Origin of the sequence: Streptomyces sp. cg40 (assembly GCF_050320165.1) — a bacterium.
Lineage (GTDB): Bacteria > Actinomycetota > Actinomycetes > Streptomycetales > Streptomycetaceae > Streptomyces > Streptomyces hokutonensis.
Genome location: NZ_CP190128.1, coordinates 461047 through 473983, shown reverse-complemented (window position 1 = coordinate 473983; position 12937 = coordinate 461047). Strand labels below are relative to the sequence as shown.

The 12937-nt window shown below is 70.6% G+C and carries 9 protein-coding genes and 2 pseudogenes; 6 read left to right on the top strand and 5 right to left on the bottom strand.

Annotated features, from left to right (window positions below; translation table 11 throughout):
- Positions 1–58: 58 nt before the first annotated feature.
- Genes dmpG through mhpD form a run of 3 tightly spaced genes read right to left on the bottom strand, consistent with a single transcriptional unit; the run spans position 59 to position 2834 of the window.
- Positions 59–1081, bottom strand: coding sequence for a 4-hydroxy-2-oxovalerate aldolase (gene dmpG, locus ACQHII_RS01980; protein ID WP_427917518.1), 1023 nt, complete (start codon positions 1079–1081; stop codon positions 59–61).
- On the bottom strand, positions 1078–2013 hold the full coding sequence (locus ACQHII_RS01975) for an acetaldehyde dehydrogenase (acetylating) (protein ID WP_427917517.1): 936 nt from the start codon (positions 2011–2013) through the stop codon (positions 1078–1080). Before ACQHII_RS01975 ends, dmpG begins: the two co-directional genes overlap by 4 nt.
- Positions 2010–2834 carry a 2-keto-4-pentenoate hydratase gene (mhpD, locus tag ACQHII_RS01970; protein ID WP_427925210.1) on the bottom strand — a complete coding sequence of 275 codons (825 nt, stop codon included), beginning with the start codon at positions 2832–2834 and terminating at the stop codon, positions 2010–2012. The genes ACQHII_RS01975 and mhpD overlap by 4 nt, the downstream gene beginning before the upstream one ends.
- 114 nt (positions 2835–2948) lie before the next feature.
- Between mhpD and ACQHII_RS01965 the strand changes: the two genes are divergently transcribed.
- Positions 2949–3692 carry an IclR family transcriptional regulator gene (locus ACQHII_RS01965; RefSeq protein WP_427925209.1) on the top strand — a complete coding sequence of 248 codons (744 nt, stop codon included), beginning with the start codon at positions 2949–2951 and terminating at the stop codon, positions 3690–3692.
- A gap of 65 nt (positions 3693–3757) precedes the next feature.
- Entirely contained in the window at positions 3758–5332 is a 1575-nt protein-coding gene (locus tag ACQHII_RS01960; protein ID WP_427917516.1) for a hypothetical protein, read from the top strand.
- Between the two features lie 15 nt (positions 5333–5347).
- Here the strand turns inward: ACQHII_RS01960 and ACQHII_RS01955 are convergent.
- Positions 5348–5668, bottom strand: a pseudogene (locus tag ACQHII_RS01955) (Lrp/AsnC ligand binding domain-containing protein); the annotation flags it as partial.
- Position 5669: 1 nt separating this feature from the next.
- On the opposite strand from ACQHII_RS01955, the pseudogene ACQHII_RS01950 reads away from it, so the two are divergent.
- The 3 genes and pseudogenes from ACQHII_RS01950 to ACQHII_RS01940 all read left to right on the top strand — a co-directional run.
- Positions 5670–6018 (top strand): annotated as a pseudogene (locus tag ACQHII_RS01950) (AbgT family transporter); the annotation flags it as partial.
- A gap of 67 nt (positions 6019–6085) precedes the next feature.
- Positions 6086–7273, top strand: coding sequence for a M20 family metallopeptidase (locus ACQHII_RS01945; RefSeq protein ID WP_427917515.1), 1188 nt, complete (start codon positions 6086–6088; stop codon positions 7271–7273).
- Between the two features lie 67 nt (positions 7274–7340).
- Positions 7341–8075, top strand: coding sequence for a hypothetical protein (locus ACQHII_RS01940; protein ID WP_427917514.1), 735 nt, complete (start codon positions 7341–7343; stop codon positions 8073–8075).
- 24 nt (positions 8076–8099) lie between these two features.
- Here ACQHII_RS01940 and ACQHII_RS01935 read toward each other — a convergent pair whose 3' ends face one another.
- Positions 8100–9323, bottom strand: coding sequence for a chitinase (locus tag ACQHII_RS01935; protein WP_427917513.1), 1224 nt, complete (start codon positions 9321–9323; stop codon positions 8100–8102).
- 235 nt (positions 9324–9558) lie between these two features.
- Here ACQHII_RS01935 and ACQHII_RS01930 point away from each other — a divergent pair, with 235 nt between their 5' ends.
- Positions 9559–12933, top strand: coding sequence for a pyruvate carboxylase (locus ACQHII_RS01930; RefSeq protein WP_427925208.1), 3375 nt, complete (start codon positions 9559–9561; stop codon positions 12931–12933).
- Positions 12934–12937 lie beyond the last annotated feature (4 nt).

The window sequence follows — 12937 nt, the reverse complement described above, 5'->3', positions numbered from 1 at the left end:
TCCTCAAGTCCTCCGTCAAGAGGACTAGACCAACGGACTCCCCTCTCCTCCGCCCGGCTCAGACCGTCTTCGCCGCCCGGGCGACCAGGTCCAGCGCGATGTCCGTGATCATGTCCTCCTGGCCGCCGACCATCGCCCGCCGCCCCGCCTCGACCAGGATGCTGCGCGTGTCGAGCCCGTAGCGGGCGGCGGCCGTCTCGGCGTGGCGCAGGAAGCTGGAGTACACGCCCGCGTACCCGAGGCTGAGGGTCTCGCGGTCCACCCGCACCTCGCGGTCCTGCAACGGTCGTACGAGATCGTCGGCCGCGTCCATCAATGGGAACAGGTCGCAGCCGTGCTTCCAGCCCATCAGGTCGGCGACCGCTACGAACGCCTCCAGCGGACAGTTGCCCGCGCCCGCGCCCTGGCCCGCGAGGGAGGCGTCGACGCGGATCGCACCGCCCTCGACCGCGACGACCGTGTTGGCCACGCCCAGGGCGAGATTGTGGTGGGCGTGGATGCCCAACTCGGTCTCCGGGGCGAGGACTTCGCGGTACGCGCGGAAGCGGTCCCGCACGCCGTCCATCGTCAACCGGCCGCCGGAGTCCGTGACATACACGCAGTGGGCGCCGTAGGACTCCATCAGCTTTGCCTGGCGGGCGAGTTCGGTGGGCTCCGCCATGTGGGACATCATCAGGAACCCGGCCACGTCCATGCCCAACTCCCGCGCGGCGGCGATGTGCTGGGCGGAGATGTCGGCCTCGGTGCAGTGCGTGGCGACCCGTACCGAGCGGATGCCCAGTGTGTGCGCCTGCTTGAGGTCGTGGACGGTTCCGATGCCGGGCAGGAGAAGGGTCGTCGGGATCGACTGCCGTACGGCGTCGGTGACGGCCTCGATCCACTCCCAGTCGGTGTGCGCGCCGACGCCGTAGTTGATGCTGGAGCCCGACAGTCCGTCGCCGTGGGCGATCTCGATGGCGGCCACCCCGGCCGCGTCCAGGGCGGAGGCGATGGCACGGGCCTGGTCGACGGTGTAGCGGTGGCGTACGGCGTGCATGCCGTCCCGCAGGGTGACGTCCTGGACGTAGAGGGACGGGGTCACTTGGCTGTCTCCTTGGTGGTGCGGGCGGCCATGCGTTCCGCGGTGCGCAGGGCGGCCGAGGTCATGATGTCGAGGTTTCCGGCGTAGGCGGGGAGGTAGTGGGCGGCGCCCTCGACCTCCAGGAACACCGACACCTTCAGCAGTTCGCCCGCGCCCGGGGCGAGGGTGCGCAGCGGGTCGTCGGCCGCCACCTTGTCGTACTGGACCTGCTGCTTGAGGCGGTAGCCGGGCACGTATGCCTGGACGCGGCCGACCATCTCCTCGACGGACACGGTGACCGCCTCGGTCGCGCAGTCGGAGACCAGGCAGTGCACGGTGTCCCGCATGATCAGCGGGGGTTCGGCCGGGTTGAGGACGATGATCGCCTTGCCGCGCGCGGCGCCGCCGACCGCCTCGATGGCCTGGGAGGTGGTCTCGGTGAACTCGTCGATGTTCGCGCGGGTGCCGGGGCCGGCCGAGCGCGAGGCGATGGACGCGACGATCTCGCCGTAGTGGACCGGCGAGACCGCGCCCACGGCGGCGACGATCGGGATCGTGGCCTGGCCGCCGCAGGTGACCATGTTGACGTTCGGGGCGTCGAGGTGGGCCTCGCCGTTGACCGGCGGGACGACGTACGGGCCGATGGCGGCCGGGGTGAGGTCGACGAGGGTGCGGTCCAGGGGCCGTAGGACCTCTTCGTGGTGGCGGTGGGCGCCGGCCGAGGTCGCGTCGAAGACGAGGTCGACGTCGGCGAACTCGTCAAGCTTGACGAGTCCTTCGACGCCCTCGTGAGTCGTGGCGACCTTGAGGCGGCGGGCGCGGGCCAGGCCGTCGGATTCCGGGTCGATGCCGGCCAGTGCGGCGATCTCCAGGGTGTCCGAGAGGCGCAGGACCTTGATGAGGAGGTCGGTGCCTATGTTGCCGGAGCCGATGATGGCGACCTTGTTCGTCACTTGACGTTCCTTTCCGTCGCGAAGCGGACCCGTACCGGGCCCAGGTCCGAGATGTGCGCCTCGAAGGAGTTGCCCGGGGCGGCCGGGGTCATCGGGCCGAGGGCGCCGGTCAGTACGAGGTCGCCCGCGCGCAGCGGGTCGCCGCGCTCGGCGAGGGCCGAGGCCAGCCAGACCGCCGCGGTGAGGGGGCTGCCGAGACAGTCGCCGCCGGTGCCCTCGGAGACGGTCTCGCCGTTCCGGCTCATGGCCATCGTGACCGCGCGCAGGTCCACGGCGGTCAGCGGTACGGGCCTGCCGCCCAGGACGTACAGACCACAGGAGGCGTTGTCGGCGACCGTGTCGACCAGGGAGATGTCCCAGTTCCGCACCCGGCTGTCGACGATCTCCAGCGCGGGCAGCGCGAAGTCGACCGCGCGCAGCACGTCGACGATCGTGCACTCGCGTTCCGGCAGGTCCCGGCCGAGGACCAGCGCGACCTCCGCCTCCACCTTCGGCTGGAGCAGCCGGCCCAGCGGCACCTCGCCGCCGTCCGGCACCGCCATGTCGGCGAACAGCGCCCCGAAGTCGGGCCGGTCCACGCCGAGTTGGCGCTGGACGGCGGGCGAGGTCAGACCGATCTTGCGGCCGACGACACGGCGGCCGGCGGCCAGACCGCGGCGGACGTTCAGCTGCTGCACGGCGTAGGCGGCCTCCAGGTCGCCGCCGTCGAGCAGGTCACGTACCGGCGGACAGGCGACCCCGGTACGGGTGGCCTCCGCCAGCAGGTCGGCCGCCTTGACCACGGCCGGGGACGCGGTGTCCGGGCGGGAGCCGTCGGGCAGGGTGGACACGGGGTACCTCCTGGGAGAGCAGTGCGGGTACACCCCTCGGTATAGACAGCATCCCCTCCAAGGGACAAACTTTGTTCCGTGACACGGAACAACGCGGGCGGCAGCATGCTGGAAAAGGCCGCGCTCATCCTCGACTGCTTCAGTCCGAGCGGCGGACCGTACCGCCTGTCGGAACTTTCGGAGCACACCGGACTGCCCAAGCCCACCGTCCACCGGCTGGCGGCCGACCTTGTCGGGCTGGGCTGGCTGGAGCGCTCGGGCCCCCGCTATCTGCTCGGCGCGAAGCTGTTCGAGCTGGGCTCGCTCGTGCCGCACCGACGTGATCTGCGCGAGACGGCCCTGCCCTTCCTCCAGGACCTGTTCGAGGCCACCCGAGAGGCCATCCACCTCGGCGTCCGCGAGGGCATGGAGGTGGTCTACCTGGAGCGCATCCACGGTCACGAGGCCCTGCGGCTGCCCTCCCGGATCGGCGGCAGTCTGCCCCTGACCTGTACGGCCGTCGGCAAGGCGCTACTGGCCTTCTCCGGCGCCGAGTTGACGGAGGAGGTGCTGTCCCGTCCGCTGCCGAGTCTCACCCCGTACTCGATCACCGACCCGGCCCGGCTGCGTACGGCCCTGGAGAAGATCCAGGTCTCCGGCCTCGCCTACGAGGAGCAGGAGGCGGCCTCGGGCGTGAGCTGCATCGCGGCCCCGGTGTTCGCCGGCGACACCGCGGTCGCCGCCCTCTCGGTCGCCGTACCGCGCACCCGCTTCCGGCCCGCCCAACTCGCCCCGGCGGTACGGACTGCGGCGCTCGGACTGTCCCGGGTGCTGAGGGGCGGAGGTGTGCCGCGGTCTCCACTGTCCTAGCGGCGAACCCGACCGTACACTGACAAGTCACGGTAACGGGGGCGTTGTTGAGCGGGGGGAGAATCATGTCCGGGGACCAGTACGGCGGTTACCAGGGAAATCAGGGGTATCCGGGCTTCGCCGTCCCACCCATGCCCACCTCTCCTCCACCCGCTCCGCCGGACCGACTCAGATCCGTCGCGGTCGGCCTCCTCAACCTCAGTGGCCTGGGCCTCGGTTACGCGCTGACGCGCCGCTGGCTGCTGATGGCCGTGTGCTGGGTCGCGACCGTCGTCCTGCTGCTGGTGGCCCTGCCCGCCGACCCGGACGGTGTCTCCGGCCCGCTCGTCGTGCTGTACGTCGTGTTCCTCGTGTTCGCCGCCGTCCACGGCGCGTTGGTCGGGCTGCGCACCCGGCTGGCCTGGCCCGCGGCCGCACCGCTCGCCATCGTGCTGGGCCTGGTGCTGCTCGCCGTACCCGCCGGGGGAGTGGTGCTGTACGACAACGCCCGTGACGAGGCGACTCAGCAGATGTTCCTCGACCGGCTGGAGAAGGCCGACCAACTCGTGGCGGACAGTGGCAAGTTGTCGTTCTCCGCGGCCGAGCCCCACTACCGTCAGGCGCTGGCGGTGTACGACAACCTCACCACCGCGCACTCCGGTTCGCGGGCGGCCGGCAAGGTCCCCGACCGGCTCAAGACGTTCTACACGACGGTCGCCGGGGCCTACCCGCAGAAGAACTACTGTGACGCGATACCCCAGTTGAAGTATCTGCGGACCGTCCCCGACACTATCGGCAAGAAGCAGCTGGGCACGCTGACCGCCTGGCCGGACGACCGGCTCGCCACCTCCCTCTACGAATGCGCCTCCGCCTCGCTGGCCACGCAGAGCGCCGACTGGCCGACGAACTTCGGGGATCTGCTGGCCACGTTCCCGCAGTCGTCCCAGGCGGGCCAGGTCGAACCGGCCGTCAAGTCGGCCGTCACCAAGGCGGCGCAGGGCGTGAGCGGCAGCCAACCGTGCGCGGCCGTCGAGCAGTTGAAGAGTCTCTCCTCCCAGATCGGGACCTTGCAGGGCGATCAGGCGGGCGTCGCCGACGAGCTGAGCGCCGACGCCACGCGGGCCGACGGCCAGGCCGGCGCCGGGGCCTACCAGTGCGGTGTCTCGCAGTACAAGTCCGGCGACTTCGACTCTGCGCTGTCCACGATGAACGACTTCGTGAAGAACAACACGCACGACAAGAACCGGGCCCGCGCCAAGAAGATCGCCATCGCCGCCGAGGTGGCCCAGACGGTCCCCGCCGCGGGCAAGAAGCTGCCGACGCTGGCGTCCGGCGGCAGCATCTCCGTCACGGTCAAGAACGACAGCCCCGACGACATCACCGTCCTGTACACCGGGCCTGTCACCGGCAGCTTCACGCTCAAGGCCTGCGGCAGCTGCACCACGTACTCCCTGTCCACCACCCTGCTGTCCGGCTTCAAGCCGTGCAGCGGCGGCAAGAACTACCCGCAGAAGACGATCAGTCTGCCGACCGGCACCACGTACTTCGTGCACCGGCCGGACAGTTCGACCGCGAGCCCGGCCTCGGACACGGCCAAGCTCAGGTCGGGCTACATCTACACGGAGTGCGCCTACGCCACCGGGGCCTTCGGCACCGGCTGACGCGCGAGGGCTCGCTCACAGCAGCGCCGGTGCGTGGAAGGTGCCGAGGCCGGTGGTCAGGTCGCGGTCCATCCAGTACCGGCGCGGCTCGGCGAGCATCACGGCGACGCTGACGCCGAGCAGGCCGGGGATCGTGGCCAGCTCGGCGTCGACGAAGCGCGCCAGGGCGGAGCGGTCGGTCACCAGGCCGGCGGCGAGGACCGACATGTCGCCGGCGACATGCGCGGCGAGCCGGGTCTGCGGGAGCCGGTCGATGCGGTGCATGACCTCGGGGGGCGCACCCGGCGCCACCCGCAGGCGCAGGATGAACAGGGTCTGGAAGCCGAGCCACTCCGACGTGGGCGTGTTCTTCACCGTGCTCGGCACCGTCTACGGCCGGATGACCGGCACGTTCACCGCCGCCCGGGACGGCATCGGCGCGATGGCCGACGGCACCCGCTCGATTCAAGTGGACGAACACCGGCGACATCCTTGCCGTCAGGGGGGCCGAGGCGTTGCGCGACCTGCACCTCCACGGCTGGACCGCGCTCGTCGGCATCGCCGTGTTGATCACCTTCATGAACCTCGTCGTCACCAGCGGCTCCGCGCTCCGGGCGCCGGCCGCGCCCGTCCTCGTGCCCATGCTGATGCTCATCGGCATCGGCATCGGCATCGAGCCCGAGACCACCCAGGCCGTCTACCGCGTCGTACCTGCTGGGCATCCCGCTCGGCATCAACTGACCGCACCCCCACCGTCGTAGAAGAAGGCAGAGCATGAACGTGCCACCCGCACTCGCCTCCACCCTCACCACCCGCGCCCAGGACGCCTCGTCGCGGATCGTCGACGACATCCTGACCCTTGTCCGCCACGAGACCGGCAGCTACGACCTTTCCGCCCTCGCGACCGGCCTGGACCTGCTCCGCGAGCTGACCGTCGAACGCCTCGGCCGCCCCGACCAGGAACAGCGGCAGCCGGGCGGCGAGTGCGGCGACACCCTCACCCTGACCTATGCGGGGACGGGCGCCGGCCATGTGGCGCTCGTCGGGCACTACGACACCGTGTGGCCGACCGGAACCCTCGCCGGATGGGAGCAGCCCGGGGCGTCCGAGGACGGGCGGTCACGGCTGAGCGGGCCGGGCATCTTCGACATGAAGACCGGTCTGGCGCAAGGCATTTGGGCCCTGAAGCTGGCCAGGGAGAGCGGAGCAGCCCTGCCCACCGTCACCTTCCTCTTCAACGGCGACGAGGAGATCGGGTCGTTGTCCTCGCGGCCGGTGATCGAGGAGCTCGCGCGGAGGGTCGATGCGACGCTCGTCCTGGAACCGAGTGCCCACGGCGCCGTGAAGACCGCCCGCAAGGGCACCGGGATCTTCCAGGTCACGGCCACCGGCGTCGAGTCCCACGCGGGGCTCGCACCGCAGGACGGGGCGAGCGCGATCACCGCGCTGTCCGAGTTCGTGGTGGCCGCCGCGGCCGTGGCCGCCCCGGAGCGGGGCACCACCATCAACACCGGGCTCATCAAGGGCGGTTCGGCCATCAACGTCGTCGCCGGGCAGGCGACGGCGGGCGTCGACATCCGGGTGAGCAGCGCGGCCGAACAGGACCGGGTGGACGCCGAGTTGGACGCCATCACGGTCAGCGACCCGCGCGTCCGCATCGCGATCGACCACGCCTGGAACCGCCCGCCGATGACCCTCAACGCGGCCTCCGCCCCGCTGCTCGACCTCGCCCGTGAGGTGGCCCGCGGGCAGGGCCGCGCCCCTCTGCGTGACACGGCCGTGGGCGGCGCGAGCGACGCCAACTTCGTCGCCGCGCTCGGGTTGCCGGTGCTGTGCGGCATGGGGGCGGTCGGCGACGGGGCGCATGCGCAGGGGGAGTTCATCTATCCGGACACCGTGCCGGGGCAGACGGCGCTGGTCGCGGGTTTGTTGGGGCGGCTGACGGAGCCGCTGCGGGGATGACCGCGATCGGCCCATGAAGGGTGGGGCGCGTCATGGAACCGACCCCCGGCCGGGGACAATCGGTGTCATGACGGACGACAGAGACGACCCCGAGAGCCGCCTGGCCAGGATCGAGCGGCTGCTGGAGGACAGCGGTCGCGATGTGGTGCCCGCGTGGCGGCAGGTCACGCGCGGGGAGACGCGGTGGGCCGTGTCGGCGGTGATCCTGGTGGCGGTCGCCGTGCAGCTGATGCTGCCGCACCGGCTCGCCTTCCAGCCGTACTGGCTGCTGCCCACCCTGGAACTCGTCCTCATGGTCGGGCTGTTCATCGCCAACCCCCGGCGGATCGAGCCCGGTACGCGGTGGCTGCGCTGGCCGAGTCTGGCCCTCACGGGCGTGATCACCCTGGCCAACGGGTGGGCGGCGGTCCGGCTGGTGGCGGGCCTGGTGAGAGGCACCGAGGGAATGGACGCCGGGCCGCTGCTGCTCACCGGTGGCGGTATCTGGCTGACGAACGTCATCGTGTTCGCCCTCTGGTACTGGGAGTGGGACCGGGGTGGTCCGCTGGAGCGGGCCATGGGCCACCGCCGGTACGCCGACTTCCTCTTCGTTCAGATGCAGAGCCCGGAGACCGCGCCGGCGGACTGGGAACCGGCGTTCCTCGACTACTTCTACCTGTCGTTCACCAACTCCACCGCCTTCAGCCCGACCGACGTGATGCCCCTCTCGCGCTGGGCGAAGATGCTGATGCTGGGCCAGTCCTCGGTCTCCCTGGTGACCGTGGTGCTGGTGGTGGCGCGGGCGGTCAACATCCTGCGATAGCGGTGGACTTCTGGTCCCGCCGGATCAGCAGGCGCCCTCGTCCTGCCACGGGCCCCACTGGGAGGCGCCGGGCACCTCGTTCTGGGTCCACCACTTGGCGACCCAGTTGTGGCTGCCGTACGACACCTCGTTGCCCTGTGTGTAGACGGCGGTCGAACTCCACGCCGTCTTGCACGTGCCGGGGGTCGGCGTGGGAGTCGGGGTGGGCGTCGGTGTCGTGGTCGGCGGGGTCACGCCCGCGAACTGGACCGAGTACTTGGCGAAGTCCCACGCGTTCTGCGCGACGCTGGAGCAAGTCCCGGACGTGGTACCGCCGTTGTCGACCGGGCTGCACTGACGGTCGCGGTTGAGGGACCAGAACGTGAAGCGGTCCATGTTGTGGCTGGTGGCGTAGTTCAGGACCGTCTGGAAGTCGGCCTGGGTGAAGTACTCGCCGGTGTCGCTGCGGCCGTTCATGCCCGAGAAGCCCTCGTGGGCGTACGCGGTCGCCGAGTCCCAGCCGAACGTGGACTGGAGGATGGAGTTGAAGTTGGTGAGTGCGCTGGTCTGCGAGGCCGCGCCGTTGAAGCCGCCGTCGAACGGCATGATGGAGAAGTTGTTCGGCGTGAACCCCTGCGACTTCGCCTCCAGCAACATCTGCTTGCCGAACCAGCCGGTGCCGTCCGCCGTACCGGCCGTGGTGACCGAGACGTACAGGCCGGCGTTGTTCTGCTGCAGGATCTTGGCCGCGCCGATCTCGTTGTGGATGGCTGCCGTGTTCTCGTACTCCGGCTCCTCCAGGTCGAAGTCGATCGCGTGCAGGCCGTACTTGGTGATCACCTGCTGGTAGGCCGCGGCCGTCGAGGCCGGGTCGGCGCAGGCCTGGCCGAGCTTGGTGCCGCCGTAGCCGCCGATGGAGACGGAGACGTCGCCGCCCTTGGCGCGGATGGTGTTGATGACCGACTGGACGGCGGTGTCCGAGGAGACCGGTGACGTGCCTCCCCAAGTGGGGGTGCAGCCACCGCCGTTGGGGGCGAGGACGAAGGCGAGCTGGAAGGCCTTGAGGCCGGTGGCGTCCATGATGGTGCCGGCGTCGGGCGGGTTGTTGTCCGTCGGCATCAGGTAGGGGGCCGCGGCGTACCAGCGGTTGCTCAGCGCGGTGGCCGCGTCGGTCGCGCCCTGGGCGTTGGTCGCGATGAGAGCGGTCGTGCCCGCGGCGGCGAGCGTCACGGCGGCTGCCGCGCCGAGACATGCGCGAAGACGTGTCACGTTGTGCCTCCGGTGGGAGTGGGGGAGGCGCCCAGCTTCTGGCCGTGTCGCGGCCACGTCAATGGATTGGACTGGACCAAATCGCACTTTGGACTAGACCATACGATTTCTTTACCATCGGCCCGCTGAAGCGCGTCCCGCGACACGTTTGCGACTAGTGTCCCGGCTCACATGGCGTTATAGGGGTGACGCCGACACCATGGTGCACGTCACCGGCAGGCTGAAGGGATCCGGAATGTTCCGCAAGGTGCTGGTCGCCAACCGTGGAGAGATCGCGATCAGGGCGTTCCGCGCCGGCTATGAGCTGGGCGCGCGAACGGTCGCCGTCTTCCCCCACGAGGACCGCAATTCGCTGCACCGGCTCAAGGCCGACGAGGCCTACGAGATCGGTCAGCCCGGGCATCCGGTCCGCGCCTATCTCTCGGTCGACGAGATCGTCCGCGCGGCACAGCGCGCGGGCGCGGACGCGGTCTACCCGGGCTACGGGTTCCTCTCCGAGAACCCCGAACTCGCCCGCGCCTGCGAGGAGGCGGGCATCACCTTCGTCGGCCCCAGCGCCCGCATCCTGGAGCTGACCGGCAACAAGGCCACCGCCGTCGCCGCCGCCCGCGCGGCCGGCGTACCGGTCCTCGGCTCCTCGGCGCCCTCCACGGACGTCGACGAACTGGTGCGCGCCGCCGAGGAGATCGGCTTCCCGGTCTTCGTGAAGGCCGTCGCCGGTGGCGGCGGGCGCGGCATGCGCCGCGTCGAGGACCCCGCCACCCTGCGCGAGTCCATCGAGGCCGCCGCCCGCGAGGCCATGTCCGCGTTCGGCGACGCCACGGTGTTCCTGGAGAAGGCCGTCGTCGACCCCCGGCACATCGAGGTGCAGATCCTCGCCGACGGCGAGGGCAACGTCATCCACCTCTACGAGCGCGACTGTTCGCTCCAGCGACGGCATCAGAAGGTCGTCGAGCTGGCCCCCGCGCCCAACCTCGACCCCGAACTGCGCGACCGCATCTGCGCCGACGCCGTCCGCTTCGCCCGCGAGATCGGCTACCGCAACGCGGGCACCGTCGAGTTCCTTCTCGACCCGCACGGCAAGCACGTCTTCATCGAGATGAACCCGCGCATCCAGGTCGAGCACACGGTGACCGAGGAGGTCACCGATGTCGACCTCGTCCAGGCGCAGTTGCGGATCGCCTCCGGGGAGACCCTCGCCGACCTCGGCCTCTCCCAGGAGACGGTCACCCTGCACGGCGCCGCCCTCCAGTGCCGTATCACCACCGAGGACCCCGCCAACGGCTTCCGCCCCGACACCGGCCGCATCAGCGCCTACCGCTCGCCCGGCGGCTCCGGCATCCGGCTCGACGGCGGAACCACCCACGCCGGTACGGAGATCAGCGCGCACTTCGACTCCATGCTGGTCAAACTCACCTGCCGGGGCCGGGACTTCACCACCGCCGTCAACCGCGCGCGACGCGCTGTCGCCGAGTTCCGCATCCGCGGTGTGGCCACCAACATCCCGTTCCTGCAAGCGGTGTTGGACGACCCCGACTTCCAGGCCGGACGTATCACCACATCCTTCATCGAGCAGCGCCCGCAGCTGCTGACGGCCCGTCAGTCCGCCGACCGCGGAACCAAGTTGCTCACCTACCTCGCCGACGTCACGGTCAACAAGCCGCACGGCGAGCGCCCGGACCTGATCGACCCCACCACCAAGCTGCCGCCGGTCCCGATCGGTGAACCCCCGGCCGGATCACGGCAGTTGCTCGCCGAACTCGGACCCGAGGGCTTCGCCCGCCACCTGCGCGAATCACCCACGATCGGCGTCACCGACACCACCTTCCGCGACGCCCACCAGTCGCTCCTCGCCACCCGCGTCCGCACCAAGGACCTCCTCGCGGTCGCCCCGGTCGTCGCTCACACCGTGCCCCAACTCCTCTCCCTGGAGTGCTGGGGCGGCGCCACCTACGACGTGGCGCTCCGCTTCCTCGCCGAGGACCCCTGGGACCGGCTGGCCGCACTGCGCGAGGCCGTCCCCAACATCTGCCTCCAGATGCTGCTGCGTGGCCGCAACACCGTGGGCTACACGCCGTATCCGACCCAGGTCACCGACGCCTTCGTGCAGGAGGCCGCCGCCACCGGCATCGACATCTTCCGCATCTTCGACGCGTTGAACGACGTGGGCCAGATGCGCCCGGCCATCGACGCCGTACGCGCCACCGGAACGTCGATCGCCGAGGTCGCCCTCTGCTACACCTCGGACCTGTCCGACCCGGGCGAGCGCCTGTACACGCTCGACTACTACCTCCGCCTCGCGGAACAGATCGTCGAGGCGGGTGCCCACGTCCTCGCCGTGAAGGACATGGCGGGGCTGCTGCGCGCACCCGCCGCCGCGACCCTCGTCTCCGCGCTGCGCCGTGAGTTCGGCCTCCCGGTGCACCTGCACACCCACGACACCGCGGGCGGCCAGCTCGCCACCTACCTCGCCGCGATCCAGGCCGGCGCGGACGCCGTCGACGGCGCGGTGGCCTCCATGGCGGGCACCACCTCGCAGCCGTCGCTCTCCGCGATCGTCGCCGCCACCGACTACTCCGACCGCCCAACAGGCCTCGATCTCCAGGCCATCGGCGATCTGGAGCCGTACTGGGAGAGCGTCCGCAGGATCTACGCCCCCTTCGAGGCGGGCCTCGCCTCACCGACCGGGCGCGTCTACCACCACGAGATCCCCGGCGGTCAGCTCTCCAACCTGCGCACCCAGGCCATCGCGCTCGGTCTCGGCGACCGTTTCGAGGACATCGAGGCGATGTACGCCGCCGCCGACCGCATCCTCGGCCACCTGGTGAAGGTCACCCCGTCGTCGAAGGTCGTCGGCGACCTCGCCCTGCACCTGGTCGGCGCCGGAGTCAGCCCCGCCGATTTCGAGGCGTCCCCGGACCGCTACGACATCCCCGACTCCGTGATCGGCTTCCTGCGCGGCGAGTTGGGCACCCCGCCCGGGGGCTGGCCCGAGCCGTTCCGTACCAAGGCGCTCCAGGGCCGCGCCGCCCCCAAGCCCGTACAGGAACTCTCCCCGGAGGACCGCACCGCCCTCGACAAGGACCGCCGCGCCACCCTCAACCGCCTGCTGTTCCCCGGGCCCACGCGGGAGTTCGAGACGCACCGCCAGACCTACGGCGACACCAGCGTCCTCGACAGCAAGGACTTCTTCTACGGCATCCGGCCCGGCAAGGAGTACACGGTCGACCTGGAACCGGGTGTCCGGCTCCTCATCGAGCTGGAGGCCGTGGGCGAGGCCGACGAACGCGGGATGCGCACCGTGATGTCCGCGCTCAACGGCCAGCTCCGTCCGATCCAGGTCCGTGACTCCGCCGCGGCCTCCGACATCCCCGTGACCGAGAAGGCCGACCGCGCCAACTCCGGCCATGTGGCAGCCCCGTTCGCGGGCGTGGTCACCCTCGCGGTCGAGGAGGGCGACGAGGTGGAGGCCGGTGTCACCGTCGCCACGATCGAGGCCATGAAGATGGAGGCGGCGATCACCGCGCCCAAGTCCGGCCGGGTCTCCCGTCTCGCCATCAACCGCATCCAGCAGGTGGAGGGCGGCGATCTGCTCGTCGAGCTGAGGTAGGCGG

What these genes read in the sequence shown, in the direction of transcription:
- ACQHII_RS01940 (WP_427917514.1), top strand. Translation starts at nt 7,341, where the DNA reads ATGACGGACGACAGAGACGACCCCGAGAGCCGCCTGGCCAGGATCGAG.
- ACQHII_RS01945 (WP_427917515.1), top strand. Translation starts at nt 6,086, where the DNA reads ATGAACGTGCCACCCGCACTCGCCTCCACCCTCACCACCCGCGCCCAG.
- ACQHII_RS01930 (WP_427925208.1), top strand. Translation starts at nt 9,559, where the DNA reads ATGTTCCGCAAGGTGCTGGTCGCCAACCGTGGAGAGATCGCGATCAGG.
- ACQHII_RS01960 (WP_427917516.1), top strand. Translation starts at nt 3,758, where the DNA reads ATGTCCGGGGACCAGTACGGCGGTTACCAGGGAAATCAGGGGTATCCG.
- ACQHII_RS01965 (WP_427925209.1), top strand. Translation starts at nt 2,949, where the DNA reads ATGCTGGAAAAGGCCGCGCTCATCCTCGACTGCTTCAGTCCGAGCGGC.